We start from the raw sequence: 24,936 nt of genomic DNA, 5'->3' as shown, positions 1-24,936 counted from the left end.
AGATTCCCATGTCAGAAACAACATTTCATCAGGCGAGAGGTTGGGCGCGGCACATGATGCGTCCGCTGCTTGCCACCCTCTCGATTACGGTGGTTTTCATGACCGCCGGTTGCGACACACATTCGGCGGGGCCGGGTGGATTGCCGGCGCAGACTGCGGAAGTCGGCGTGCTGACCATCTCGCCGCAGCGGATCGTGCAGACGACCGAATTGTCGGGGCGTCTGTCTGCCCTGAAGGTGTCTGAAGTCCGGCCGCAGGTGAGCGGCATCGTCCTCAAGCGGCTATTCGTCGAAGGCAGCGACGTAAAGGCCAGCCAGGTGCTGTATCAGATCGACCCGGCCACGTACCAGGCCTCGTACGATCAGGCGCGCGGCACGCTGGAAAAGGCCAAGGCGACCCTTGCGTCCGCCAAGACCAAGGCCGACCGTTACACGGAGCTCGTCAAGATCAATGCGGTCAGCAAGCAGGACTACGACGACGCTGTCGCGGCTGTTCGTGAAGATGCCGCCGACGTGACGGCGGATGAGGCGTCGCTGGAATCCGCACGGGTCAATCTGCAGTACACGCGCGTGCGCGCGCCGATTTCCGGCCGGATCGGCGCATCGAGCGTGACCGAGGGCGCGCTCGTCACCTCGCAGCAAACCACCGCGCTGGCAACGATCAACGCATTCGACCAGATGTATCTCGATGTGACGCGCTCCAGTGCCGAGTGGCTGAAGCTGCGCAAGGAGTTCGCGTCGGGACGCCTCAAGAAGGCCGGCGGCGATGGCGCGGCCGTCACACTGCTGATGGAGGACGGCACGGAATACAGCCATCCCGGCACGCTTCAGTTCTCTGGCATCACCGTAGACGCCACCACCGGTTCGGTCACGCTGCGCGCGACCTTCCCAAATCCGGAGGGCGAGTTGCTGCCGGGCATGTTCGTGCGCGCGCGTCTTACCGAGGGCGAGGACGATGCCGCGATCCTCGTTCCACAGGGCGCGGTCACGCGCGCCTCGGACGGCGGGGCGAGCGTCTACGTCGTGGACGGCTCCGGCAATGCGCGGCAGACCGCCGTCAAGGCGGACGCTGCGTACGGTGACCAATGGATCGTCACCCAGGGGCTCAAGCCGGGCGACCGCGTGATTGTCAGCGGCCTGCAGCAAGTGCGGGCGGACGCCCCGGTGAAGGTGGCCGCCGATGCTTCGCGAACGGCAAGCGAGGCGTCAGCCACGCTGGCGGCTTCCGTGCAGCACTGAGCGGAGAACGGCATGGCAAGTTTCTTTATCAACCGCCCGATTCTCGCGTGGGTGATCGCCATCGTGATCATGCTGACGGGCGGCGCCGCGCTGACGACGCTTCCCATCGAGCAGTACCCCACCATCGCCCCGCCCTCCGTGCAGGTGACGGCCACGTATTCCGGCGCCTCCGCGGATACCATCGCAGCGACCGTGACGCAGGTGATCGAGCAGAAGCTCAGCGGCATCGACAACCTGCTGTACATGTCCTCCACCAGCAGCGGTGCGGGGCAGGCGACCATCACGCTGACGTTCAGTCCGGGCACGGACCCCGACATTGCCCAGGTGCAGGTCCAGAACAAGGTCAGCCAGGCGACGTCGTCGCTGCCGCAGACGGTCCAGGAACAGGGCATCCAGGTCGCGAAGGCGTCCACCAGTTTCATGATGATCGTCGCGCTGTCGTCGCCGGGCGGCACCTTGAATTCGGTGGACCTGGGCAACGTCGTTGCCACCCAGATCCAGGACCCGCTCTCCCAGCTCAACGGCGTGGGGGACGTGTCGCTGTTCGGCGCCCAGCACGCCATGCGCATCTGGCTCAATCCCGTGAAGCTTCATGGGTATGGGCTCACCACCTCCGACGTCACGAGCGCGGTTTCCGCGCAGAACGTGCAGCTCTCCGTGGGACAGGTCGGTGGTGCGCCGTCCACGGACTCGCAGGCAATCAACGCGACCATCCGGTCGTCGAGCCTGCTGACCACGGCAGACCAGTTCGCCGACATTCTGCTGCGCGTGAACAGCGACGGTTCGAAGGTTCGGCTCAAGGACGTCGCCCGCGTCGAGGTCGGCGGCGACAGCTATGACATGTCTGCACGGCTGAACGGCAAGCCAGCCGCCGCGCTGGCGATCAAGCTCGCCACCGGCGCCAACGCGATGCAGACCGCCCGCGAGGTCAGGGCCAAGCTCGCGGAGATCCAGTCGCAGTTGCCGAAGGACGTCGCGATCAACTATCCCTACGACACGACGCCATTCGTGAAGATCTCGATCGAAGAGGTCATCAAGACGCTCTTCGAGGCCGTGATCCTCGTGTTTCTCGTGATGTACCTGTTCCTGCAGAACCTGCGGGCCACGCTGATTCCGACGATCGTGGTGCCGGTCGCCCTGCTCGGCACGTTCGGCGTGATGGCGATCATCGGATTCTCGATCAACGTGCTTTCGATGTTCGCGATGGTGCTCGCGATCGGGCTGCTCGTCGACGACGCGATCGTCGTGGTCGAGAACGTCGAGCGCATCCTGAGCGAGGAGAAGCTCGAGCCGAGGGAAGCGACCCGCAAGGCGATGGGCCAGATCACGGGCGCACTGATCGGCGTGACGACGGTGCTGACAGCCGTGTTCATCCCGATGGCCTTCTTCGCCGGCTCCACCGGCGCGATCTACCGGCAGTTCTCGATCACCATCGTGTCGGCCATGGTGTTGTCGGTCATTTTGGCGCTGACCCTGACGCCGGCGCTGTGCGCGACGATGCTCAAGCGCACCAGCGTCGAGCACCAGGAGCAGCGCGGCATTTTCGGCTGGTTCAACCGCCTGTTCGCGAACAGCAACGCGGGCTACAGCAACTCGCTTGGCCGCATCATCGCCAAGCCGATGCGCCATATGTTGGTCTATGCGCTCATTACCGGCGTCGTGGCGCTGCTCTACGTGACGCTGCCCTCCTCGTTCCTGCCCGACGAGGATCAGGGCTATTTCCTCGTCTCGCTCAGCACGCCGGCGGGTACGCCAGCCTCCCGTACGCTCCGGACCGTCGAGGAGGTGGAGCGTTACTTCCTGAACGACGAGCCCGCGGTCCAGCAGATGATTACGGTGAACGGCTTCAGCTTCAATGGCCAAGGCCAGAACAACGCCCTCGCATTCGTGGCGCTGAAGGACTGGAGCCGCCGCGGCGCCCGCGACAGCGCGGCGGCCATCACCGCGCGTGCGAACCAGCACTTCGGGAAGTCTCGGGACGCGCAGATTTTCGTGCTGAGTCCCCCCGCCATCCAGGAGCTGGGCACGCAGAGCGGGCTCGACTTCGAAATCGAGGACCGCGGCGGCCAGGGGCACGACAAGCTGCTGCAGGCGCGCAACCAGTTCATGCAAATGGCGCAGAAGGAACCCACGCTGGCGATGGTGCGCCAGTCCGGCCTCGAAGATACGCCGCAGCTGCAGGTCGACATCGACCGCGAGAAGGCCAGTGCGCTGGGACTGTCGATATCGGACGTCAACGACACGCTCCAGACCGCGTTCGGGTCGTCCTACGTGGACAACTACATCGATACGGGCCGTATCCAGAAGGTCTACGTGCAGTCGGATGCGCAGTACCGCATGATGCCCGCCGATATCGGCAACTGGTATGTGAAGGCTAGCTCGTCTTCTTCGTCGGCCAGTTCCTCCTCGTCTTCGTCTTCGTCGAGCACGACGACCAGTTACGACTCCACGATGGTGCCGTTCTCGGCGTTCGCGACCAGCCGCTGGTCCTTCGGGCCGCCGCAGATCGAACGCTACAACCGCCAGCTCGCGATGGGCATGTCGGCCCAGACGCGGCCCGGCGTGAGCACCGGGCAAGCGATGAACGCCGTCGAGAGACTCGCCAAGCAGTTGCCCAAGGGCTTCGCGGTCGAGTGGACCGGACAGTCGTATCAGGAGAAGCAGGCGGGCTCCCAGGCGACCTACCTCTACGCGGTTTCGCTCATTGTCGTGTTCCTGTGCCTCGCGGGGCTGTACGAGAGCTGGTCCGTCCCGCTCGCCGTGATTCTTGTCGTGCCGCTGGGTGTGCTGGGTGCGCTGCTGGGTGCGCATCTGCGCGGGCTCTCGAACGACATCTACTTCAAAGTCGGCCTGCTTGCCACCATCGGCCTGTCGACGAAGAACGCAATCCTGATCGTCGAATTCGCGAAGGACCTTCAGGCTCAGGGACGCGGCCTGATCGAAGCGGTGCTCGAGGCTGCCCATATCCGTCTGCGCCCGATCCTGATGACCTCGCTTGCCTTCGTGTTCGGCGTGTTGCCGCTCGTCGTCAGCTCGGGTGCGGGCGCCTCGGCACGTCACGCCATCGGCACCGGCGTCACGGGCGGGATGATCGCCGCCACCGCGCTCGCCATCTTCTTCGTACCGGTGTTTTTCGTCGTGGTGCGAAAACTGTTCAAGGAGCACGGACATTCCATGGATTCCAGCAAAGCAGGCGGGGAGCAGGCATGAAACGGAAACTGACCGCCCTTTTGTGCGCCTGTTGTTTGTGCGCCTGTACGCTGGATCCGGCTTACCATCGCCCGGCGGCGCCGGTCGACGACGCTTGGCCCGCCGTCTCGACGCAGGGCAGTGGAAAGCAGCAGCCGGCCACGGCAGCGCCGCTCGCCGCGGATGTCGGCTGGCGCGACTTCTTCAAGGACCCGCGCCTGCAGAAGCTGATCGAGCTCGCGCTCGCAAATAATCGCGATCTGCGCGTGGCCGCGCTCAACGTGGCCAAATACGAGGCGGAGTACCGGATTGCGCGCGCCAACATCGGGCCGACCATCGACGCTTCCGGCTCGGCGACGCGCGAACACGCACTGGGCTCCACCAGCGCTTACAGCTCCAGTAGCGTCAGCGTCGGCATGACGTCATGGGAAATCGACTTCTTCGGCAGGTTGCGCAGCCTGAAGCGCGAGGCGCTCGAGCAATATCTGTCCACCGACGCCGCGCGCGCCAGCACGCAGATCGACCTGGTCGCGACGGTGGCGACCGGCTACCTGCAACTGCTTTCGGACGAGACCTTGCTGGAGATCACACAGAACACCGTAGACGCGGATCAGAAGACTTACGACCTGACCGTCAGCATGATGAAGATGGGCAGCGCGTCGCTGCAGGACGTGCGCCAGGCGGAAAACTCGCTCGCCAGCGCCCGTTCGAGCCTCGCCTCCTACACTCGGGCGGTCGCACAGGATCGCAACAATCTCGTTGCCGCCATCGGCTGTCCGCTGCCCGGCGATCTGCCGAAAGGACCCACATTGATGGACAGCGAAAGCATGCTCGCCGACATCGGCGAGGGCGTTCCTTCGGATCTGCTGACCCGCCGTCCCGACATCGTGGAGGCGGAGCACACGCTCAAGGGCGCCAACGCGAATGTGGGCGCCGCCCGCGCAGCGTTCTTTCCGAAGATCGAACTGACCGCCTCCGCGGGAAGCACGAGCACCAGCCTGTCCGGGCTGTTCAAGGCGGGCACCGGTGCGTGGACCTTCTCGCCTTCGATCTCGATTCCGATTTTCGACTTCGGCTACAACAAGGCATCGCTCGATGTGGCAAAGATCGAGAAAAACATCGATATCGCGGACTACGAGGAGACCATTCAGACGGCCTTCAAGGAAGTGGCGAACGCATTGGCGGGACGCACGACCTACGTCGCGCAGGTCGATGCCGACCGCGACTATGTCAACTCGGCGCAGCAGTACGATGACATCGCCCAGACCCGTTATCGCAGCGGAACCGACAGCTTCCTGACCTTGCTCGATGCGCAGCGCACGCTCTACACCGCGCAGCAGCAACTGGCCAACGACACGCTGTCAAAGCTGTCGAACCTGATAACGCTGTACAAGGTGCTGGGCGGCGGATGGTCGGAGAGCAGCGTTTCGGCGGGGCGGTCGTGACTGCTTTGCAATACCCGGAAAAAAATCGGCTCGCTTGAACGAGCCGATTTCGGAACCCCGGTCAGGCGCTGCTTCCGCTACTCGGGGTGGCCCGTATTACGTGGTTGACGCTCATGTTGCCTGTTGCGCCACAGCAATTGGCCGGCAGCATGTGTGTCAGGGCCGATCGGCGCTGATCGATCCTTCTCGGCCTATACGTAATGGCCGATCTCGTCACAAAACAAGACACTGGCTCACAGTTCCTTTTTGCCGATAGCCGGCCAAAGCGCGATTACTCTTCGAATGGAGGCGGGTCGGCTTTCGGCGAAAGTCAGTGTGCAACGTTAATGTGGCGCTAGCGATCCGAACCAGTACGATGCCGTAACGCCCCCATCGATCAGGAAGTCGCTCCCCGTGATGAAGCCGCCGTCCGGCCCCATGAGCAGAGCTGCGACATTTGCCACCTCGTCCGGCGTACCCGCGCGCCTGGCGGGGCAACCTTCGATCATCCGCCGATAGCCAGCGCCACGCGGCCCAGATAGTTCGTCCTTCGCCAACGGGGTGATGACGATACCCGGGCTGATGGTGTTGACGCGGGCTCCGCGCTGACCCCAGCGACCAGATTCAAACATGACCCGCAGGGAATTTCCGCGCTTGGACAACTGGTAGGCGTGCAGCGCATCCTTGACCTGATCCGGTTGAAGCATCGGTAGCCTCAGCAGATCCTCGACGGGTGTCGTCGCGAGGGCGCGGCTCTCCTCCGGCGCGAGCGGCGGCAGACGATGACCGGACTGCGACGCTATAACAATACCGGAGCCGCCTTCCGCGATGATCTTGCCAAACTCTTCGAGGACCAGTGCCGTGCCGTAAAGGTCGACTTTCAGGATCGTTTCCGGCGAAGCCTGCGAGGGAGAAACGCCCGCAGCGTGAACAAGGCCATGGATTGCACCCAGTGACGTTGCCTTTGCGGCCAGAGCTTCGACGGACACGCGCGACGACACATCAACGACGGTTGTCGTCACGTCAAAACCTGCGTCGCTCAGCGTCCCGGCAGCCGCATCGGCGTTCTCCTGCCGCAGATCGGCGAGAAGAAGCTGTTTCCCGGTGCCCACACGGCGCGCAATGGCCTGTCCGATGGATCCGGGACCGATGACAACGACGACTTTCTGCATGATTTCCCTCCTTGTAGCCACGCGCCCTGAAATCGGGGGACTCACAGTTCCTGAGCTGTGGGGCGGAACAGGATCTCATTGACGTCCACGTCCTCCGGTTGCTGGATCGCGAAAACAACCATGCGGGCGAAGCTGTCTGCAGGAATGGCGAGGCGTTCGTAAAAGTCGGCGACGCCGGCAGCCACATCAGCCTCGGTAATGCTCTGGGGCAGTTCGGATTGCACCGCGCCTGGCGAAATAATCGTCGTGCGAATGTTGTAGGGCTTCACTTCCTGGCGCAGTCCTTCAGAGAGAACCCGGACAGCCGTTTTGGTGGCGCAGTAAACCGCATTGTTCTTCCCGACCTTATGGCCCGCGACCGACGATACGTTGATGATGTGGCCGCTCTTCTGGCGTGTCATGTGAGGAAGCGCAGCGGCGATGCCGTAGAGGACGCCTTTGAGATTGACGTCAATCATCTGATCCCAATCTTCGATCTTCCCACGCTCCAGAGGCGAGTGCGGCATCAGCCCCGCATTGTTGACGATCACGTCGACACGGCCGTGTGTTTCAACAGCCCGATCGACCAGTGCCTTTACCTGCTGTGGATCGGTGACGTCCGTCTGCACGACCGACGCTTCTGGAAGCTTCAGTTCGGCGGCCAAAGCCTTCAGGCGCTCAATGCGGCGCGCGCCAAGGATCAGCTTTGCGCCGTCCGCAGCCAGTCGGCGCGCGGTAGCCTCGCCGAGTCCGCTGCTCGCGCCGGTGATAACGATAACCTTGCCTGCGATGTTCTCTGACATGATGGTGTCCTTGTGCGTCATGATTGATGGGGCATGATCTGATACTGCTCGTCCGCGACTTTCTCCATCCAGTCAACGGGGCTGCCGTTCAGCGATTCAGCAATGGCGATATGCGTCATCGAGGTATTCGAAGTGGCGCCGTGCCAGTGCTTTTCTCCGGGGCTAATCCAAACGATGTCGCCGGGCCTGATTTCCTCGATGGGCCCGCCTTCGCGCTGCACCCACCCGAGACCTGCCGTCACGATTAGCGTCTGACCAAGCGGATGCGTATGCCACGCCGTCCGCGCGCCAGGTTCGAACGTCACAGTCGCTCCGCCAATTCGTGCGGGCTGCTCGCCCACGAACGGCGCGTCGATCCTTACCGTTCCTGTGAAATATTCGGCAGGGCCTTTCGCGGAAGGCTGCGCCCCGCATTTCCTGATGTCCATCGGTGCTCCCTTGCATTGATCGCTGGATGCTCAATTTATCAGTGCGGATTCAATCTATTAATATATAAAATCTGGATGAACCTAGAAGGATGGCTTATAAATGGCGCGCTCTGACCTTTCGGATATCACCGCGTTTCTGTCCGTCGCCAAGGAGGGCAGTTTTACGAAAGCAGCGGCAAAGCTCGGCGTATCGCAATCGGCGTTGAGCCAGACGGTGAGGAATCTGGAAGCCCGGCTTGGCCTCCGGCTTCTGACGCGGACGACGCGCAACGTCTCTCCGACAGAAGCAGGCGAGAGGCTGATCCAGGCGGTAGGTCCCAAGCTCGAAGAGGTGGAGGCGGAGTTGGCCGCGCTCACCGCTTTGCGCGACAAGCCGGCCGGCACGGTGCGCATCGCAGCCGGAGAGCTTGCGGCGGAGATGGTGCTTTGGCCCGTGATTGAACGCCTCCTGCCTGACTATCCCGACATCACGATTGAAATCGTTGTCGATAACGGTCTAACGAACATCGTCGAGCAACGGCTCGATGCCGGTGTGCGGCTGGGCGAGCAGGTGGACAAAGATATGGTCGCGGTGCGTATCGGGCCCGATGTGCGCATGGCCATCGTTGGAACGCCCAGCTATTTCACGCGATACCCGAAGCCGAAAGTGCCGCAGGATCTGATGGCGCATAACTGCATCAATATCCGCCTGCCGACCGCCGGGGGGCTATACGCATGGGAACTTGAAAAGGAGGGGCGTGCACTCAAAGTGCGCGTCGAAGGCCAGCTTGTATTCAATACGGCGACGATGGCCGTCAAGGCGGCGTGCGCAGGCTCGGGTCTCGCGTATGTCCCGGAAGACCGCGTTCTATCGCATATCGAGAACGGGGAGTTGGCGCAGGTGTTGGCTGACTGGTGTCCGTCTTTTTCGGGACTCCACCTGTATTACCCAAGCCGACGGCAGCCGACTCCCGCTTTCGCCGTCGTTGCCAATGCTTTGCGTCATTCGAATAGCGTTAGGGTGTAAATATCGGAACGGAATCCCAAGGTGATCTGGCCCGGCTCGGAATGACTTGTTTTAAGAGCGAAGCTGACGCTCCGATGGCGGACTGGTGGTGCTAGCGAGCGTCCGCTCCTGGCCGCTCTGCGACGCCGTCCGCAACCATTGATATCTCACGGCGTGCATTGCACCGCGCAAGACGGAATCAACCGCGAAATGCGGATACCCTGTATTTGTAACCGGCTCGCCCGCTCGAGCGAACCGGTTATTGGTGCGTCCAGCCCCTACTGCCCCACCCGAAACTCAATCCGCCGATTCCGTGCCCTTCCATCCGCCGTATCGTTCGACGCAATCGGCTGATCCGGCCCGACCCCCATCGTCGACATCGTCTGCGGCCCGATCCCCTTCGTCACGAGATACCCCTTCACCGCATCGGCGCGCGCCTGGCTCAACGCAACATTCGAAGCGCGATTGCCCGAATTGTCCGTGTGCCCGATGATCTCGACAGGCTTACCAGGCATCCTAGCCAGCGCCGCCGCCATCTGATCCAGAATCAGACGTCCTGCCGGCGCCAGCGTTGCGCTGCCGGTCTCGAACTCGATCGTGCGGTTCGCGAGCGTCTGGTCGAGCACGCCCTGCTCCGAAGCCGATACACGCAGCCCGTTGCGAATCGTATAAGTCGGGTTCAGTGCATTAGCCATATCGCTAGCGATCTGCTGCCGCTGCGCCTCGTTGTTCACTTCACCCTTCACATCGATCGACGTGCCGTCGATCTTCAGCTGCCCCTTGCTGATCTGCTTCAACTGCGGGCCGATCAGCTTTTGCACGTTTGCGGTCCAATTGGCCGGTGTCGCGACGCTGCCCACCTGGACCTGGTCGACCACATTCGCCGCGCCGTAGGTATCGCGCAGGCGCTGAAGCACGGCGTCGCGCGTCGCTTCGTCGGGCACCTTGCCGCTCACGACCACCTGCCCCGGCGTCGCGTTGGCCGCCGGCGGCGAGTAAGTCGCGGCGCGATTGCCGCCCGCGACGGCGGGAGCGTTCGCACCATTGACGCCATTCGCACCAGCCCCCGCATTCCCCGCCCCCTGCGCCGGCAGGACCGTCATCTTGACCGTAATGCCGCTGTTGTCGACCGGCGTGACAGTCGCAGGTCCCGCGTTGTCGGCGAGCGCCGCGCCGTTCGCCGCGATGCAAGCCGCAGCCGCTACAGCAAGCGCGCGCCGTTTGCCCATGAACCGATAGATCACGGCCATCGCATCAAGCCCCGACAAACGCTTCGCGGAACGTGTCGATGCCGACGCGCAGCGAGAGCTGGGGTTGTTCGAGGTAGCTGACGAGCTTGCTGATTCCATGATCGTTTTGCGTGTGTCCGTCGATCCATTCGGGATCGTCGATGTCGATGTTGTGCGCGGCGTAGGCCTGTGGATCGAGGACGCTGTGCAGCGTCTTCGCGGATGCGCCGTTGAAGCCGACGATGAGCCGTTCGCGCTCGGCGATCGTGCCGATGAAGATCGCGAGCTCGAAGTCGGCCTGCGAGACGAACGGCGCGATCAGCTCGAGCCAGAACGCGGCGACGAGGCTGCGATAGAACGTGTCGTTCGGCAGCGGCAGCGTGAGGCCTCGCTCGAGATGCGAGGACTTGCTCTGCATCACGGGCCGCAGCAGCGAGCCGAGCGCGAGCATCGCGCCGCGCAGGCGCACGGGGTGGCCGCTCGCGAGCAGCATCTGTTCGAGGCCGGCCATCGTCTGGTGGTCGACGAAGTCGGCGAAGGTGCCGTCGTGCGCGCCGACGTCGATCGGCACTTGCGTCTCGCCGAGCGCCTGCAGCACTTCGGCGGGCTCGCTCGCGTCGAGCAGCGGGCGCATCTTTTCCGCGGCGCGCGACCAGAGCCGGTTGAACGCCAGCGGGCTGCGCGCGAGAAACGGGAGCGGGCGGTCGACTTCGAGCGCGGTCGCGGCGAGGAACGGGAAGCGCCTCGATGAAATATCGCGGCTCGTCATGATGTGGCCCGCGATCGCGAGCTTGCTCTGCGAGCCGAGGAACGCGAAGTGCATCGGCTTCGCGTTCTCGTAGGTGATCTTCCAGCGCGGGTCGTCGGCGAGCAGCTCCATCGCCTGCGCGATCCAGCGGTCGAGCGTCTGCAAGAGCTGCGGGTTGTGCACGCTCTTGACGAAGTCGCCGCGCGAAGGAATCTTGCCGAAGTAGGCGAGTTGCGCCTGCACGGGTTGCGTCATTGCGCACCTCCTCCAGGATTGACCGCAGCCGGGGCGGCCTGCGTGTTCGCCGACACGTTCACCGGCGCGCTGGTTGGCGCGCCCGGCGGCGCCGCGGCCTGCGAGCCTGCGGCGGCATTCGCGTTCGCATTCGAAGCGCCGCCCGCGGCGCCGCTCGCGATTGCGAGCGCGGCGTTGGCCGCGCCGAGATCCACCACCGACGACGGCAGCTTCAGCCCGCGCAGGCTCTGCTGCTGCGGTGCGTCGCCACCGCCGCTGGCGCCGCCCGTCGGCTGCGAGGTGCTGATGATGCGCATCGACAGCGCCACCGTCACGTTGCCTTGCGTCCACGACAAATCGAACGTGCCGTCCGGACGGCGTTTGCGCTGCGCCGAGTTGATCAGCTTCTCGAGACCGTAGCGGCCCGGCTCGTTGACGAGCTGGATCGTGCGGCCGTCAAAGGTCGTCGCGGACAGCGTCGCGCCCGGCGTGCCCTGCGGGTTCGGCCACACGAAGTTGGTCCACTGCGGCGGCGTGTTGCGGTAGCGCAGCTGCTGGCCGTCGATCGCGAGCGTGTACTCGGTCGTGCCGGTGCTCGGCTGCGGCAGGATCTGGAACACCGTCTGCGGTTCGGATGATCCGCCGCCGCCCGCGCCGCCGCCGCCCGCCGCGCCGCCCGAGAGCGGCGCGACCCAGCGCGCGAAGCCGTTCGTGAGGTCGGGCGTGAGCGTCATGCCCATGTCGCCCCAGGTGCGCGCGGTCAGCGTATCGCCGCGGCGCACGGCGAGCGGCCCGAGCGTCGTGTTGACGAACTTCGCCACCGAGCCGTCCGGCCCGAACACCTGCGCGATCTCGCTGGCGCCGGCCTCGACCTTCGCGCTGCCGTCGAACGGATACTTGTTCGCGAGCGAGCCCTGGAACGGCTGGTAGACCTGTGCGTTCCACACCTTGTTGACTTCGGCGCTGGCCGGCTGGATCACGACCGCGAACGCCTGCATCAGCGGCCGCACGAGCAGCGGACGCAGCGCCTTGCGTTGCGCATCGGTGAGGCCCGTGAGCATCTGCTCGTCGACGAACTTCAGCGAATCGGCGAGCTCCGAGCCGTTGCCGTCGAGCGTCTGCTGCATCAGCTCGCGCGCGCCCGGTCCGGGGTCGCCCTGGTTCTTCAGCACGTTGAAGCGCGTGCGGACCTTCGACAGCGAATCCATGTAGCCGCGCAGCAGCGAGTTGCCGTCCTGCTTCGCGACCACGCGAGCGAGGCCCGAGAACTGCTGGCCGATCGGACCCACGCCGAGCTCGACCGGATTGCCGTTGATGTCGATGTTCGCGCTGACCGGCCCGGACTGCGCGCGCGAGAACAGGTTCTTGAACCAGCTCGTCACGCCGCCCTGCACGCTCTTCAACGCCGAGTTCGCGAGCGCCGGGTTGTCCCACGAGGTCTGGTCGTAGGCGGTTTCGAGCACCTTCTTGATCGGCGAATCCTGCGGGTCGCCAAGGCGGTTCATCGAATCGACCGCCTGGTTGAAGCTGCCGAAGCTCTGCACGGCGATGCCCTGCATGAACTTCTGCCAGTGCTGCGCGTACTCGTCCTTGTACATGCCGACGAGCGCCTTCTGGATCTGCTCGGGGCTGCCTTCGAGCGTCAGGTCGTCCTGCGACGCCGTGTTGAGCACCCAGTCCTTCGCCTGCAATTCCTTGGTTGCGGCGTCGCGGATCGCGGGCTGCACGTACTGGAACCAGGCTTCGCGCGTGAAGGTGCCCGGAATCGCGTAGCTGCCGCCGATCAGGGCCGTGTTCTGGTCACCGACGATGCGGGCGATCGTCATCGGCGCGAAGCGGGTCGAGGCGCGCGCCTTGATCTCTTCATAGACGCGCTGGCGAGCCGGCATGCCGCGCACGACGTGGCGCAGGTTCTCGCGGGTCTGGTCGACGAGCGAGAGGTTCGCTTCGACCATCGGCCAGTCGTCGTCGTTCACGCGCGCGAGGTAGAACGTGATCATGCGCTCGGCGCTGCGGATCATCTGGTCGCGAGGCATGGTGCCGCGGTTCGACTCGAGCCAGCCGCGCCAGAAGCGGGCGATCTGGTCGGTCAGGTGGGCCTGCTCGACATGGCGCTTGTCGGAGAGCATCAGGTAGGTCTTGAGCGCGTTGTAGGCGTCTTCGACGTTGGTCGGCGACGCGTCGCTATAGAGACTGCCCTGGCTGCCCGCCGTGGCCGACAGGCTCGTGGCGCCCGCGCCCGGCGTGCCCGATGCGCCCGACGTCTTCGCGGAGACCTGGATCGCGCCGGACTCGGGCGCGTGGGTCATCGGCGCGAGCTGGTCCGGATGCGCGTCCACGTCCTTCAGGAACGACACGAGATTCTGCGAGACCGGATCGAGCATCAGCTGCTTCACGCCGCTGTAATACTCGGCGAGCAGGCGCTGCTCCATCTGATCGCCCTGATACAGCCCGAGCGACACCGACAGCGGCCGGTCGCGGCGGAATTGCTCGAGCTGGTCGATGCGGTCTTCGAGGATGTCCATCGCTTGAAGGCGCGATTGCAGGTCTTCGCGGTTCTGCTGCAGGCGCACGACGTTGTCGAGATCGGCCTGCACGTTCGCGGCGAGCTGCTGGTTGCCGATCGTCGACCATGTCCAGCCGCCGAGCGCGAGCGCGAGCACCGCGACGAAGCCGAAGAACGTCGCGTAGCGCAGGCGCGTCTTGGCCGGGCTCGCGAATTGGCGGACCGTCTGGCGGTCGGCGAAGATGACTTTCGAAAACAGGTCGCGCAGGAAGAAGCCGTTCTTCGAGAAGGCGCTTTGCGGCTTCGGCAGGCTGCCGGTGTTCAGGCCGAAGCGCTGGCCGATGCGTTCGGCGGCGGCGCTGTTGGTCTCGCCTTCCTGCAGGGCGCTCGTGAAATAGAAGCCGCGGAAGATCGGCTTGTACTGGAACGGGTTGTTCTCGAACAGCGTCGCGAGGAACACGCGCAGCGCGGGCTTGATCGCCGAGAACTCGAGCGGGAAGCTCAACTGCCCAGGCGAGAGCTTGTTGCCGCGGCTGATCGACATCTGCGCGACGCTGATCTCCTTGAGGCCTTCGTAGAGCTCCTCGAAGCGCTCGTCGAAAAGGGCGACGATGTCGCGCTTCTCGTCGGGCTCGTAGGGCAGCGTCGCGCCCCAGACGCGGTCGTACTCGCTGCGGTCGCTGCCGCTGAAGAATTCGGTGAAGCCGGTGATGAGGTCGGTCTTCGTGAACATCACGTAGACCGGCGCGAACACTTCGAGCTTTTCGGTCAGCTCCTGCACGCGCTGGCGCAGGTTCTTGGCGAGGTTGATGGTCGCTTCGGGGCGGTTGCCCGTCAGTTCGGCGATGCTGGCCGTCACGATGATGCCGTTGATCGGCGCCTTCGGACGGTAGCGCTTGAGCAGGTTCAGGAAGCCGAGCCATTCGCTGCGGTCTTCCTCGTGCACCGAGTAGCGGCCGGCGGTGTCGAGCAGGATGCCCTCGGTGGTGAAGAACCAGTCGCAATTGCGCGTGCCGCCGATGCCGTGGACCACTGCATTGCTCTTGTCGGCGAACGGGAACTGCAGGCCCGAGTTCAGCACCGCGCTGCTCTTGCCCGCCGCCGGATTGCCGATGACGATGTACCACGGCAGTTCGTAGAGCGCGGAGCCGCCCGACATCTGGCCGATCTTCGACGTCTTGATCGTCTTGACCGCTTCGACGAGGCGCGTGCGCAGCGCGTCGAGTTCCGGCTGCTTCTGCCCGGATGCGGCTGCGCTGACCGGGGCGGCCTGGGCCGCTTCGGCCTGCGCTTCGAGCATCTCGCCGAGCTTGTTGTTGGCGCGCCGCGCGCGCAGCTTGCGCCAGAGCCAGACCAGCAGCATCAGCAGCACGACGGCGCCGAAAATGGCGGCCGGCCAGACCGGACCTGAGCCGGCCGCGCCTGAGCCGGCCGCGTCGATCTGCAGCACGGCGGCGCCGATGAACAGCACCGCCGCGAGCGCAATGAGCCCGATGACGGTCAGCGTGCGTTTATGTGTCAACCAACTGAGAAAGCGTTGCATAAGGCGTTTCGGTCTTGATGGTAGGCGTGGCTAATTGTGGCTATGCGTGGCGTTTAATGCGCAATTGTCAAATGCGTCTTGTCGGTTTATTGGCGCAGATCGGTGCGGCTTTGCAAGTTTTGTAATTGAGGCGGGACGGGGCTGCGCCCCATTACGAAGCCGGGCTTGTGATATTCGACGTGGCCGAGGTCCATCAATTTCCACCGTCCGCCCCAAACCAGGCCGACTTGCTCGGCGGTTTGTCCGTATAGCTCGTAGCCGTGCATGGCCCAGGGATCTTTTTCGGAAATGACGAGCTTGCCGTCGCGCAAAAAGGCGTTATCGGCGGCCAGGCCGTATTGGTGATAGCTCTGAAATGCTGCGGCATTGGTGACGCCCCCCAATTGCGCAAGCCGGTTTTGCCGCGCCGGGCTGCGGTAACCTTCCAGCAAGGCCATTTGATAGCCGTATTGCTCGCGCATGATTTTATAGACGAGCAATAGCCGGGTTCTGAAGTCGGCGTCGAGCAAGTTCCAGTCGCGGCTTGCATCGACCAGCGCGGGCCGCACCCGCTCGACCTCCTGGGTCGCGAACACCTCCGGCGGCAGCTGCGGCGGCGGCACGAGCTGTTCGCCGTTCAACAGCGCGGCAATTTTCTCGTCGGGAACCCGGATTGCCGTGTCGTCATACTGGAATAACAATTGACGGCCGCGCAATGCAATTGCGATTAACGGCGGCGTCGCAAGAATACCTGCGGTAACGAAAATCAGCAAGCGCCGCCGAAACAGTAATTTTTGCACGTCGACTAAAGCGATTTGCGAAGATTTTACTGATTTTGTTAAATGTCCGCGAGCGAGCGCTGCGCTATTCGATGCGCGGCGCGTGACGCGGCCATGCAAATCGAACACGGCATTCAATATCGACGCACGTAACGGCGGCAATAGCAGCATGGCCGCGGCGGTGACGGCGAGGGCGAAATAAGCGATCAGTGCGACGACAAACAAGGGTAAGCCCCGGAAATTCGAACTAATTGAATTTTGTAATGCTTGCTCTTAGAATCGGGCCTGCTGACAGATAGGCCGCAGCGTATTATCGGCGAATTAAACAAGGATTCAATGAGGCAGTGAAGAATGAGTGCGCCGGAAAGTTCAAATTCGAAAGCACCGCCTAGCTTGCTGGCGGACGCTGCCAAAAGCGCACCACCAGCGAACAACGCGCGCATCCTTGCCAATCTGGAGGGCCGCGTCACGCAGCAGGCCGCGCCGCGCCGGCGCTCCAAGCTGCCGTTCGTGCTGGCAGGGTTGCTGGTCGTCGCGGGCGGCGGAATTGCTGCTTGGCAGCTGCAGAAGCCAAGGCAGGCGGATCACGACGTCGCCGCGGTCGAGCAGGCGTCCAATGCCGTGCAGCAGAAAGCCGCCGCGCCTGCGAGCGCGGGCAGCGCGGCCCAGCTCGCGGCTGCCGACGCGAATGCGCAGAAGGATGCGGCTTCGGCGCCGCATGCCGCGACCATCATCACCGACGAGAACAGCGACGCCGACGCCAAGTCCGCTTCGGCCAGCGTGAGCGGAGCGGACGCGAACCCCTTGTCGCGCGCGCTGGCTGACGGCGCGGTGCCGGTGGGTGCGTCGGCGCCGGCAGTGGCCGCGTCGAAGCCTGCCGTTGCCGCCGTGAAGCTGCCGGCCGCGTCGCCCACATCGACTGCGCACGCGAAGCGCGAAACGGCGAAAGACCGTCACGAGGAGAAGGTCGCGGCGGCGCATGCGGAAAAGGATAAACACGCGGACACGAAGAAGGTGGCGGCCAAGAATGATTCGGATGCCGATCTTCTTGAGGCGCTTGTCGCGCGCACGACGCCGTATAACGCGAAGAAGCCGGCTGTGCCCGCTGCTCAGCAGCCGGCCGATAAGGCGCAAGCCAAGAAGAGCCTGGCCGAGCAGGTCAAGGAGTGCGGCACGCGGGGCTTCTTCGAGGAGGAGTTGTGCCGCTGGCGCGTCTGCGACGGCCATTGGGGCAAGGATCCGGCGTGTCCCAACGCGTCCGCGCAGGCCAAGCAGAATTGAGACGATGCGATTCGGCGGCGGCGCGCAAGGCGCCGCGCCGCCAGTCCTTCATTAAGGTGAGACTATTCGGGAGCACTCGCATCAGCGCCGGGTGATGGCGACGCAACCCCTTGCTGGACGGGCCCTTCCGGAATTCGAACCGGCGCCGCCCGCTGTCAAAGGTGAGAGTTTTCGGGGGATGCCGTTCAGTGCGATTGCTGGCAGCTCGGATACGGCGCCTTCTCGCCCGGCACGATCGGACAGATCCTGACCGGGGTCAGCTGGTTCAGCCGGTCCAGCCATTTGTTCTTCTCGGAGGCGAGATCGCCGGTGGCAACCGGCCCGCGCTCCGCCCATTGCACCGAGTAAAAGTCGGTCGTTCCCTTGATCGCGAACACAATGGCGGTTTCGCTATGCGCCGACGACGGGCCGTCCGTCACCGAGCCGCAGCGAACGACCGCTACATAGCCCGCATAGCCATCGACTTTCGCTTCGCCGAATGGCGTCACCGCGAACGTATCCGGGCACGCGCGGTGAAATCCGCCCGCGATGAATTTCGCCAGCTCGATCGGGGGCTCGTTCGCCATGCCCGGGTTCGCCTTGAGTCCGGTGACGGTGATCATCTGCGTCCAGCGGTCGACGGTTTCGCCCCTGAGAACCGATTCGCGAATATAGTTGTCGCCCTGCGTCTGCTCGAAGTCGACTGGATTGAAACCCGTCGGCAACGAGAAGCCGATGAGCTGGCTAAAGATCGGCGTGATCGTTTGAACCGGTTTTGGCTCGGACGAAGAGGCTGGAGCCGTCTTGGATTCCTGCGCGCCGGACGGCGTCGGCATCATCGAGAGCAGCGCCGACAGGCCCGCCACCAGCATGGCAGCGCGGACGGCCCGCTTGATTCGTCGGATGGGTAGCGCGGGTGCGTGCATGTTATGAATTGGCATTTGTTTGACTTTTTTAGAGCGAGCGTGATGCAGGAACGATCACTGCTCACCGGCATGAGAGGCGTGAGTGTACTGGCTGCCGGAATCTTGCGGAAAGCCCGCGATTCGATATACGCTTTAACGATTGAAAGTGCCGCAAACTAATCCGGCGTGCATAATATGCAAATCGGCACGATTTTGCGGTTTCGGATCGTCCGTCAATCCACGGGGAGGCGCGAGAGCGCAGACGTGTTTCCGGCACGGCTCCAAAATAGCGCACCGCTAGTCTCCTTACTCGCTTTGCAGGCTCGTCGGCGCCGATTGACGGCGTGTCGAGTATGATTCGCCTCTAGTCATTTGGAGCCCGCGCGCTCCCGCATCAACCGAATCGGAATCATCGATGGAACAGCTCAATGGCGAAGCTCGCGACCGGCTTATTCGCTGGTTGCGGCGACGAATGGAAGAATATGGCATTACCGATGAGGCGTTAGCCGCCTCCGTGGCGGCCGACCGCCAGGCGGAGCGGGAAATTTTATACCGCGACGCTTACGGCAACACCTGGGATGGTCACGGGGATCTGCCCGACTGGCTGCGCCGTGCCGTGGCGGCAGGGCAGCACGTCGAACATTTTAGAATCGGCGGTTAGGGAAAACCTTGCCGTTTCAGGCATCGTTTCTGGCGCACGGCCAGTAGTTCTCGAATACGCACTCCGCGACCGGCATTCTTTGCGCCCAGCGCTCCATTTCGAGCATCGGCTTCTCATAGAATTGCGCGACATGCCCGAGGCAGAGTATCGCTACCGGCTTCGCGCCTTCAGGCATTTTCATCAGGCTGCGCACGTCGTCGGCATCGAATAGCGATACCCATCCCATGCCGAGTCCTTCGGCGCGCGCGGCAAGCCACATGTTCTGGATCGCGCAGGCGACCGACGCCAGGTCCATCTCGGGCATCGTGCGCCGCCCGAAGATGTGCTTGTCGCGGCCGTCCATCAGCGCCATCACGAGCAGCTCGCCGCAGTCGCGCATGCCTTCGACCTTGAGCTTCATGAACTCGTCATGCCGCTCGCCGAGCGCCTCGGCGGTCTTCACGCGCTCGCGCTCGACGGCCGCGTGCAAGGCTGCGCGCAACGGCTCGTCGGTCACGCGCAGGATGCGCCACGGCTGCATGAAGCCGACGCTCGGCGCGTGGTGCGCCGCGTCGATCAAGCGCCGCAGCACGTCCGCGTCGACCGGTTCGCGCACGAAATGCCGCATGTCGCGCCGCTCGTAGATGGCGCGGTAGACAGCGGCCCGTTCGGATTCGTCAAATTGCATCGCCATGAAATAGAGCGGCCGCGAAGGCCGGGTTGGATGGCCAGTAGCCGTGCATGTAGGTCGCGACGATCGAGCCGATGCGATACACGGCCTCGCCCGGCGCGCCCGATTGCGGATGCGCGGCGCTCATCGCCGGCGCGAGCGGCGTGCTGATGCGCGAGTAATGGAACGTGTGGCCCGTCATCGCGCCGTGCACGCCATTCAGCTGCTGCATGCCGAGCGCCGACAGACGCGTCTGCAATGCCGCCTGTCCGGGCACGAGGCCGAGCATCGGCGTCGTCGCACCGGCGCTGTCGGTCAGGGCCTCGAGCAGATACAGCATGCCGCCGCATTCCGCGTAGATCGGCTTGGCCGCCGCCGCGTGCGCGCGGATCGCCTCGGCACTGCGAGTGTGACGGGCAAGCGTCGCGGCGTGCAACTCGGGATAACCACCCGGTAGATACAGCGCGTCGCTCGCGGCGGGCACCGGCTCGTCGGCGAGCGGCGAAAAATAGCACACGCGTGCGCCGAGCGTTTCGAGCAGGCGGACGTTGGCCGGATAGATGAAGGAGAACGCGGCATCGCGCGCAATCGCGATCCGCATGCCGTCGAGCAGGCGCGGCAGCACGGGCGGCGTCTGCGGCTCGCCGAACTCGACGGGCGGCGGCAGCGCGGCGAGCGGCGTCGATGCGAGCGCATCGGCGGCGCGCTCGAGCCGCGCATCGAGGTCGCCGATCTCGCCCGCCGTATGCAGGCCGAGATGACGCTCGGGCAGCTCGATTTTGTTCGCGCTGGCGATATGGCCGAGCCAGCGCATGCCTTGCGGCACCGCTTCCTCGAGCATGCGCGCGTGGCGCTCCGAGCCGACGCGATTCGCGAAGACGCCATGAAACGGCACCTGCGGCCGAAAGTGGGCAAGACCGAAGGCGATCGCGCCGAAAGTTTGCGCCATCGCTTTCGCGCTGATCACCGCGGCCACGGGCACGCCGAACGCGGTCGCGAGATCGGCGCTCGAGGGCGTGCCGTCGTAAAGACCCATCACGCCTTCGATCAGGATCAGGTCCGCCTCGCGCGCGGCATCGGCCAGCAACCGGCGGCATGCGTCTTCACCGACCATCCACAAGTCGAGCGATTCGACCGGCGCGCCGCTTGCGCGCGCGAGGATCATCGGGTCGAGGAAATCGGGGCCGGTCTTGAAGACGCGCACGCGCCGGCCCTGCCGCGCGTGGAGGCGCGCCAGGCCCGCGGTGATCGTGGTCTTGCCCTGGCCCGAAGCGGGCGCGCTGATGAAAAGCGCGGGACACGCCGACATGCTTCAGAACTCCACGCCGCGCTGCGCCTTCACGCCCTGCTCGCGATACGGGTGCTTGACGAGCCGCATCTCGGTGACGAGGTCCGCCGCTTCGACGAGCGCGTCGGGGGCATGCCGCCCCGTCACGACGACGTGCAGCATCTCGGGCCGCGACGCCAGCACGCCGAGCACTTCATCGAGCGGCAGATACTCGTACTTGAGCACGGTATTGAGCTCGTCGAGGATCACCATCTGGTACTCGCCGCATTCGATCATCCGGCGCGCCTCGTCCCAGCCTTTGCGCGCGGTGGCGATGTCGGCGTCGCGGTTCTGCGTATTCCAGGTGTAGCCGTCGCCCATCGTGACGAAATCGCAATTCGCCTGGCTGCCGAGGAAGTCGCGCTCCGAGGTGTGCAGCGCGCCCTTGATGAACTGCACGACGCCGAGCCGCATGCCGTGTCCGAGCACGCGCACCGCCATGCCGAACGCCGCCGTGCTCTTGCCCTTGCCGGTGCCGGTGTTGACGATCAAGAGCCCCTTTTCGACGGTCGCGGAGGCCTGCTTCTTTTCGTGGCCTTCGCGGCGGCGCTGGGTCATGCGTTGGTGCGATTCGGGATCGGTTTTCATCGGAGGTCCTGGTCTTGAGGGTCGGGCGTGATGCGTGGCGCGCGCTCGATATGGGCAAAGATTACTCGGCGTCGCGGGGTAGGGAGGCAATGGCGACCGTCACCCCGTCGCGCACGGTTTTCGCGGCGATCAGACGGCCTCCCGGCGCCGCCAGCAGCGCGCACGGCTCGCACACGCCGTCGATGCCGAGGTGCTCGCGCACCGCGGGCGAGGGCGTGAGCGTCGCAGGCAGCGCCGCGATTTGCTCGCGCGTGAAGGTCAGGAGCGGCAGGCCGTGGCGCGCGCAAAACGCGGCGAGTCCCGGCTCCCGCGCTTTCGCATCGAGCGTCGCGACGGCGCGCACGTCGTCGAGCGGCTTGCCTAGTGCAAAAAGCGCGGCATGGACGGCAGCGCCGATTTGCTCGGCCGAAGCGAAGCGCCGGCAGCCGATGCCAAGCGTGAGCGGCTTTAGCGATTGCATCAGACGTGGCGAAGATGGGCAAGACGGGAATAAACGCGCGAGATAGGCGAGGCGCGCGGAAAAAATGCGCGCATACGATAGCACACGCAAATTCGGCGGTTGCTACCTGGTAGCTTCCATGCATACAGTCTCGCATCGCGCCTCATATCGTTCCACCGATCTTCGATTTTCCTTACATCGCCTTGACGCTGCAATACGTCCCGCCTACACTCGCACGCACCTTGGTGCTCGCGGGCGCTCTCACGGCGCACGCAGTTAAACGGGAAACAGGGCGCAAGGCCTCATCGGCCGAGCCAACCTGTGCTGCCCCCGCAACGGTAAGCGAAGGCATCGCGCAATGCGATGCAGAGCCGTCTTCGATGTGCGTACGCAAGGCCGTGCCCACATTAGCCACTGCGCGAGAAATTCCTCGTGCGGGAAGGTGAAGCGGCGCTTTCGCCAGCCCGGATACCGGCCAAGGCAAGGGGTTGGCGCCGCGGGGATGCGGCGTTACTGCCACGAACCTCATCGCGTTGACTTGCGTTGACTTGCGTTGACTTGCGCGGACTCGCTATGGCGAGCGGCGCCGCTCATCGTCCTCGCTTTTCGTCTGATTTGCTTGTTGTCGATTGCGCGTCGATGGGGTTCGTGTTGGCAACCGATGTGTTTGTCGACCGTTCATCAAGGAGCCAGTGTGCTCAAATCCGTCTCCCAGCTGTTCAATGACAGCCCGGCCGAGCTGCGCGGCAAGATCACGGGCATCTATTTACTGTTGATCGCATTCAACGCCGGCGCCTGGGTGTGGGCCTTCGCGGCCTTTCACGGCCAGCCCGTGCTGCTCGGCACGGCGCTGCTTGCCTACACATTCGGCTTGCGCCATGCGGTCGACGCGGACCATATCGCCGCCATCGACAACGTCACGCGCAAGCTCCTGCAGGAAAAACGCAATCCGCTCGGCGTCGGCTTCTTCTTTTCGCTCGGGCATTCGACCGTGGTGATCGTGATGACGGTCGTGGTGGCGATGACCACGGCGTCGTTGTCCAACCGCTTCTCCGAATTGAAGGACATCGGCGGCGTGATCAGCACTTGCGTGTCGGCGTTCTTCCTGTTCGTGCTCGCGGCGGCGAACCTCGTCGTGCTGCGCGGCGTGTTCCGCACGTTCCGCGCCGTGCAGCGCGGCGAGCCGCTCGTCGAGGAAGATCTCGATCTGCTGCTCGGCAATCGCGGCTTTCTCGCGCGGCTGTTCAAGCCGCTGTTCCGCCTCGCGTCGCGCAGCTGGCACATGTACCCGATCGGCTTCCTGTTCGGGCTCAGCTTCGATACGGCCACCGAAATCGCGCTGTTCGGCATCTCCGCGACGCAAGTGTCGGGCGGCATGTCGCTCTGGTCGGTGATCGTGCTGCCGGTGTTGTTCACCGCGGGCATGTCGCTCGTCGACACCACCGACGGCATCCTCATGATGGGCGCCTACAAATGGGCGTTCGTGCGGCCGATTCGCAAGATCTACTACAACATGACGATCACGTTCGTTTCGGTGCTCGTCGCCGTGGTGATCGGCGGCATCGAAACGCTCGCGCTGATCGCCGACAAGCTCGACATGAGAGGGCCGTTCTGGGACTACGTCGGCATGCTCTCCGATCACTTCGGCACGCTTGGCTATATCGTCATCGGCCTTTTCTTCGTGAGCTGGATCGTATCCGCGCTCGTGTATCGCTTGAAGCGGTATGACGAGATCGACGTCACCGTGTCCGCCTGAGCCGAATTGAACTGGAGTCTCCGAAATGCAAACACGCAAAATTCCCGTCACCGTCGTCACGGGCTTTCTCGGCAGCGGCAAGACCACGCTGCTGCGGCACATCCTCAAGCACGCCGACGGCAAGCGCATCGCCGTGATCGTCAACGAGTTCGGCGAGCTCGGCATCGACGGCGAAATCCTCAAGGGTTGCGGCATCGGCTGCGACGACGAAGGCAACGAGCAGGTGGGGCAGCTCTACGAGTTGGCGAACGGGTGCCTCTGCTGCACCGTGCAGGAAGAGTTCTTCCCTGTGATGGAAGAGCTCGTCGAGCGGCGCGGCGAGATCGATCACGTGCTGATCGAGACATCCGGCCTCGCGCTGCCGAAGCCGCTCGTGCAGGCGTTCAACTGGCCGTCGATCAAGAACAGCTTCACGGTCGATGCGGTCGTGACGGTGGTCGACGGTCCCGCCGCCGCGAGCGGGCAGTTCGCGGAGAACCCGCAAGCCGTCGACGCGCTGCGCTTGGCCGATCCCAATCTCGATCACGAGTCGCCGCTGCACGAGCTGTTCGCCGACCAGCTTTCGGCCGCCGATCTCGTGATCCTCAACAAGACCGATCTGCTCGATGCCGCGCATCACGAGGCTGTCGTCGCGGCGATTCGCGAAGAGATTCCGCCGCAGGTGAAGATCGTGCCCGCGCAGATGGGGCAGCTCGACGTGCATGGGCTGCTTGGCCTCGCGTCGGCGTCGGAGGAGACGATCCATCTGCGTCATGACCATCACGGCTCCGCCGACGATGCCGACCATCATCACGACGAGTTCGATTCGGTCGTCGTGGAAGGCGAGACGCGCTCGCGCGAGGCGGCGATCGCCGCGCTGCAAAGCGTCGTCGAGCAGCACACGATCTATCGCGTGAAGGGCTTCGCGGCGCTGCCCGGCGCGCCGATGCGTCTCGTCGTGCAGGGCGTGGGCCGGCGCTTCGACAGCTATTTCGACCGCCGCTGGCAGGACGGCGAGGCAACGGCCAGCCGCTTCGTGCTGATCGGCGAGGACCTCGATCAAGCGGTGCTGCAAAGCGCGTTTAGCGCGGCGCTCGCAGGTCAGGCGCAACAGGCTTAACGAAGGCAACAACGGG

General features: G+C 64.3%; 20 protein-coding genes and 1 riboswitch. Of the genes, 8 read left to right on the top strand and 12 right to left on the bottom strand.

Annotation, left to right across the window (positions count from 1 at the left end):
- The first annotated feature begins 8 nt into the window (after positions 1-8).
- From FAZ69_RS14345 to FAZ69_RS14335, 3 genes are read left to right on the top strand one after another with little or no spacing between them, the layout of a single operon-like run.
- Complete coding sequence (locus FAZ69_RS14345; protein WP_136895861.1) at positions 9-1,238, top strand: efflux RND transporter periplasmic adaptor subunit; 1,230 nt, start codon at positions 9-11, stop codon at positions 1,236-1,238.
- Positions 1,239-1,250: 12 nt separating this feature from the next.
- Positions 1,251-4,448 (top strand): efflux RND transporter permease subunit, encoded by a 3,198-nt coding sequence (locus FAZ69_RS14340; RefSeq protein WP_136895570.1) that lies wholly within the window; start codon positions 1,251-1,253, stop codon positions 4,446-4,448.
- Positions 4,445-5,872, top strand: a complete 1,428-nt coding sequence (locus FAZ69_RS14335; RefSeq protein WP_136895568.1) for an efflux transporter outer membrane subunit — start codon at positions 4,445-4,447, stop codon at positions 5,870-5,872. The genes FAZ69_RS14340 and FAZ69_RS14335 overlap by 4 nt, the downstream gene beginning before the upstream one ends.
- 323 nt (positions 5,873-6,195) lie before the next feature.
- Here the strand turns inward: FAZ69_RS14335 and FAZ69_RS14330 are convergent, their stop codons facing one another.
- The 3 genes from FAZ69_RS14330 to FAZ69_RS14320 are packed head-to-tail and all read right to left on the bottom strand — an operon-like array spanning position 6,196 to position 8,233.
- Entirely contained in the window at positions 6,196-7,023 is an 828-nt protein-coding gene (locus tag FAZ69_RS14330) for an SDR family oxidoreductase (protein ID WP_136895566.1), read from the bottom strand.
- A gap of 41 nt (positions 7,024-7,064) precedes the next feature.
- Positions 7,065-7,805 carry an SDR family oxidoreductase gene (locus tag FAZ69_RS14325; RefSeq protein ID WP_136895564.1) on the bottom strand — a complete coding sequence of 247 codons (741 nt, stop codon included), beginning with the start codon at positions 7,803-7,805 and terminating at the stop codon, positions 7,065-7,067.
- A 17-nt stretch (positions 7,806-7,822) separates the two neighbouring features.
- Positions 7,823-8,233: a (R)-mandelonitrile lyase gene (locus FAZ69_RS14320; protein ID WP_136895562.1), complete on the bottom strand. Its 411-nt coding sequence runs from the start codon at positions 8,231-8,233 to the stop codon at positions 7,823-7,825.
- Between the two features lie 100 nt (positions 8,234-8,333).
- On the opposite strand from FAZ69_RS14320, the gene FAZ69_RS14315 reads away from it, so the two are divergent.
- Complete coding sequence (locus tag FAZ69_RS14315; protein ID WP_136895560.1) at positions 8,334-9,239, top strand: LysR family transcriptional regulator; 906 nt, start codon at positions 8,334-8,336, stop codon at positions 9,237-9,239.
- Between the two features lie 257 nt (positions 9,240-9,496).
- Here FAZ69_RS14315 and FAZ69_RS14310 read toward each other — a convergent pair whose 3' ends face one another.
- The 4 genes from FAZ69_RS14310 to FAZ69_RS14295 all read right to left on the bottom strand — a co-directional run bounded on the left by FAZ69_RS14310 (position 9,497) and on the right by FAZ69_RS14295 (position 16,461).
- Entirely contained in the window at positions 9,497-10,447 is a 951-nt protein-coding gene (locus FAZ69_RS14310; protein WP_136895859.1) for an OmpA family protein, read from the bottom strand.
- A gap of 25 nt (positions 10,448-10,472) precedes the next feature.
- Positions 10,473-11,450 (bottom strand): type VI secretion system-associated protein TagF, encoded by a 978-nt coding sequence (gene tagF / locus FAZ69_RS14305; protein ID WP_136895558.1) that lies wholly within the window; start codon positions 11,448-11,450, stop codon positions 10,473-10,475.
- The gene (gene tssM / locus FAZ69_RS14300; RefSeq protein ID WP_136895556.1) at positions 11,447-15,478 is read right to left on the bottom strand and encodes a type VI secretion system membrane subunit TssM; all 4,032 of its coding nucleotides are present in this window, start codon (positions 15,476-15,478) and stop codon (positions 11,447-11,449) included. The genes tagF and tssM overlap by 4 nt, the downstream gene beginning before the upstream one ends.
- 86 nt (positions 15,479-15,564) lie before the next feature.
- Complete coding sequence (locus FAZ69_RS14295) at positions 15,565-16,461, bottom strand: M15 family metallopeptidase (protein WP_136895554.1); 897 nt, start codon at positions 16,459-16,461, stop codon at positions 15,565-15,567.
- A 126-nt stretch (positions 16,462-16,587) separates the two neighbouring features.
- Here FAZ69_RS14295 and FAZ69_RS14290 point away from each other — a divergent pair, with 126 nt between their 5' ends.
- On the top strand, positions 16,588-17,517 hold the full coding sequence (locus FAZ69_RS14290) for a hypothetical protein (RefSeq protein WP_136895552.1): 930 nt from the start codon (positions 16,588-16,590) through the stop codon (positions 17,515-17,517).
- Positions 17,518-17,702: 185 nt separating this feature from the next.
- Here the strand turns inward: FAZ69_RS14290 and FAZ69_RS14285 are convergent, their stop codons facing one another.
- Positions 17,703-18,422: a hypothetical protein gene (locus tag FAZ69_RS14285; protein ID WP_169708647.1), complete on the bottom strand. Its 720-nt coding sequence runs from the start codon at positions 18,420-18,422 to the stop codon at positions 17,703-17,705.
- Positions 18,423-18,816: 394 nt separating this feature from the next.
- On the opposite strand from FAZ69_RS14285, the gene FAZ69_RS14280 reads away from it, so the two are divergent.
- Complete coding sequence (locus FAZ69_RS14280) at positions 18,817-19,062, top strand: H-NS family nucleoid-associated regulatory protein (RefSeq protein ID WP_136895550.1); 246 nt, start codon at positions 18,817-18,819, stop codon at positions 19,060-19,062.
- 16 nt (positions 19,063-19,078) lie between these two features.
- Here FAZ69_RS14280 and bluB read toward each other — a convergent pair whose 3' ends face one another.
- From bluB to FAZ69_RS14260, 4 genes are all read right to left on the bottom strand, one after another.
- Positions 19,079-19,735, bottom strand: a complete 657-nt coding sequence (gene bluB, locus FAZ69_RS14275) for a 5,6-dimethylbenzimidazole synthase (protein WP_136895548.1) — start codon at positions 19,733-19,735, stop codon at positions 19,079-19,081.
- Entirely contained in the window at positions 19,719-21,020 is a 1,302-nt protein-coding gene (locus FAZ69_RS14270) for a cobyrinic acid a,c-diamide synthase CobB (RefSeq protein WP_136895546.1), read from the bottom strand. Before FAZ69_RS14270 ends, bluB begins: the two co-directional genes overlap by 17 nt.
- Positions 21,021-21,023: 3 nt before the next feature.
- A complete protein-coding gene (gene cobO / locus FAZ69_RS14265; RefSeq protein ID WP_136895539.1) occupies positions 21,024-21,626 on the bottom strand; it encodes a cob(I)yrinic acid a,c-diamide adenosyltransferase in 603 nt (200 codons plus the stop codon).
- Positions 21,627-21,687: 61 nt separating this feature from the next.
- Entirely contained in the window at positions 21,688-22,086 is a 399-nt protein-coding gene (locus FAZ69_RS14260; RefSeq protein WP_136895537.1) for a cobalamin biosynthesis protein, read from the bottom strand.
- A 205-nt stretch (positions 22,087-22,291) separates the two neighbouring features.
- Positions 22,292-22,559, top strand: a riboswitch (cobalamin riboswitch).
- Positions 22,560-22,759: 200 nt separating this feature from the next.
- Between FAZ69_RS14260 and FAZ69_RS14255 the strand changes: the two genes are divergently transcribed.
- On the top strand, positions 22,760-23,821 hold the full coding sequence (locus tag FAZ69_RS14255) for a HoxN/HupN/NixA family nickel/cobalt transporter (RefSeq protein WP_136895535.1): 1,062 nt from the start codon (positions 22,760-22,762) through the stop codon (positions 23,819-23,821).
- Between the two features lie 25 nt (positions 23,822-23,846).
- Entirely contained in the window at positions 23,847-24,920 is a 1,074-nt protein-coding gene (gene cobW, locus FAZ69_RS14250; protein ID WP_136895533.1) for a cobalamin biosynthesis protein CobW, read from the top strand.
- Positions 24,921-24,936 lie beyond the last annotated feature (16 nt).

The sequence above is a fragment of the Trinickia terrae genome (assembly GCF_005144415.1).
GTDB classification, from domain to species: Bacteria; Pseudomonadota; Gammaproteobacteria; order Burkholderiales; family Burkholderiaceae; genus Trinickia_A; species Trinickia_A terrae.
The sequence above is the reverse complement of the archived record's forward strand: the minus strand, read 5'-3'. Positions and strand labels throughout refer to the sequence as shown.

What these genes read in the sequence shown, in the direction of transcription:
- FAZ69_RS14345 (WP_136895861.1), top strand. Translation starts at nt 9, where the DNA reads ATGTCAGAAACAACATTTCATCAGGCGAGAGGTTGGGCGCGGCACATG.
- FAZ69_RS14340 (WP_136895570.1), top strand. Translation starts at nt 1,251, where the DNA reads ATGGCAAGTTTCTTTATCAACCGCCCGATTCTCGCGTGGGTGATCGCC.
- FAZ69_RS14335 (WP_136895568.1), top strand. Translation starts at nt 4,445, where the DNA reads ATGAAACGGAAACTGACCGCCCTTTTGTGCGCCTGTTGTTTGTGCGCC.
- FAZ69_RS14330 (WP_136895566.1), bottom strand. Translation starts at nt 7,023, where the DNA reads ATGCAGAAAGTCGTCGTTGTCATCGGTCCCGGATCCATCGGACAGGCC.
- FAZ69_RS14325 (WP_136895564.1), bottom strand. Translation starts at nt 7,805, where the DNA reads ATGTCAGAGAACATCGCAGGCAAGGTTATCGTTATCACCGGCGCGAGC.
- FAZ69_RS14320 (WP_136895562.1), bottom strand. Translation starts at nt 8,233, where the DNA reads ATGGACATCAGGAAATGCGGGGCGCAGCCTTCCGCGAAAGGCCCTGCC.
- FAZ69_RS14315 (WP_136895560.1), top strand. Translation starts at nt 8,334, where the DNA reads ATGGCGCGCTCTGACCTTTCGGATATCACCGCGTTTCTGTCCGTCGCC.
- FAZ69_RS14310 (WP_136895859.1), bottom strand. Translation starts at nt 10,447, where the DNA reads ATGGGCAAACGGCGCGCGCTTGCTGTAGCGGCTGCGGCTTGCATCGCG.
- tagF (WP_136895558.1), bottom strand. Translation starts at nt 11,450, where the DNA reads ATGACGCAACCCGTGCAGGCGCAACTCGCCTACTTCGGCAAGATTCCT.
- tssM (WP_136895556.1), bottom strand. Translation starts at nt 15,478, where the DNA reads ATGCAACGCTTTCTCAGTTGGTTGACACATAAACGCACGCTGACCGTC.
- FAZ69_RS14290 (WP_136895552.1), top strand. Translation starts at nt 16,588, where the DNA reads ATGAGTGCGCCGGAAAGTTCAAATTCGAAAGCACCGCCTAGCTTGCTG.
- FAZ69_RS14285 (WP_169708647.1), bottom strand. Translation starts at nt 18,422, where the DNA reads ATGCACGCACCCGCGCTACCCATCCGACGAATCAAGCGGGCCGTCCGC.
- FAZ69_RS14280 (WP_136895550.1), top strand. Translation starts at nt 18,817, where the DNA reads ATGGAACAGCTCAATGGCGAAGCTCGCGACCGGCTTATTCGCTGGTTG.
- bluB (WP_136895548.1), bottom strand. Translation starts at nt 19,735, where the DNA reads ATGGCGATGCAATTTGACGAATCCGAACGGGCCGCTGTCTACCGCGCC.
- FAZ69_RS14270 (WP_136895546.1), bottom strand. Translation starts at nt 21,020, where the DNA reads ATGTCGGCGTGTCCCGCGCTTTTCATCAGCGCGCCCGCTTCGGGCCAG.
- cobO (WP_136895539.1), bottom strand. Translation starts at nt 21,626, where the DNA reads ATGAAAACCGATCCCGAATCGCACCAACGCATGACCCAGCGCCGCCGC.
- FAZ69_RS14260 (WP_136895537.1), bottom strand. Translation starts at nt 22,086, where the DNA reads ATGCAATCGCTAAAGCCGCTCACGCTTGGCATCGGCTGCCGGCGCTTC.
- cobW (WP_136895533.1), top strand. Translation starts at nt 23,847, where the DNA reads ATGCAAACACGCAAAATTCCCGTCACCGTCGTCACGGGCTTTCTCGGC.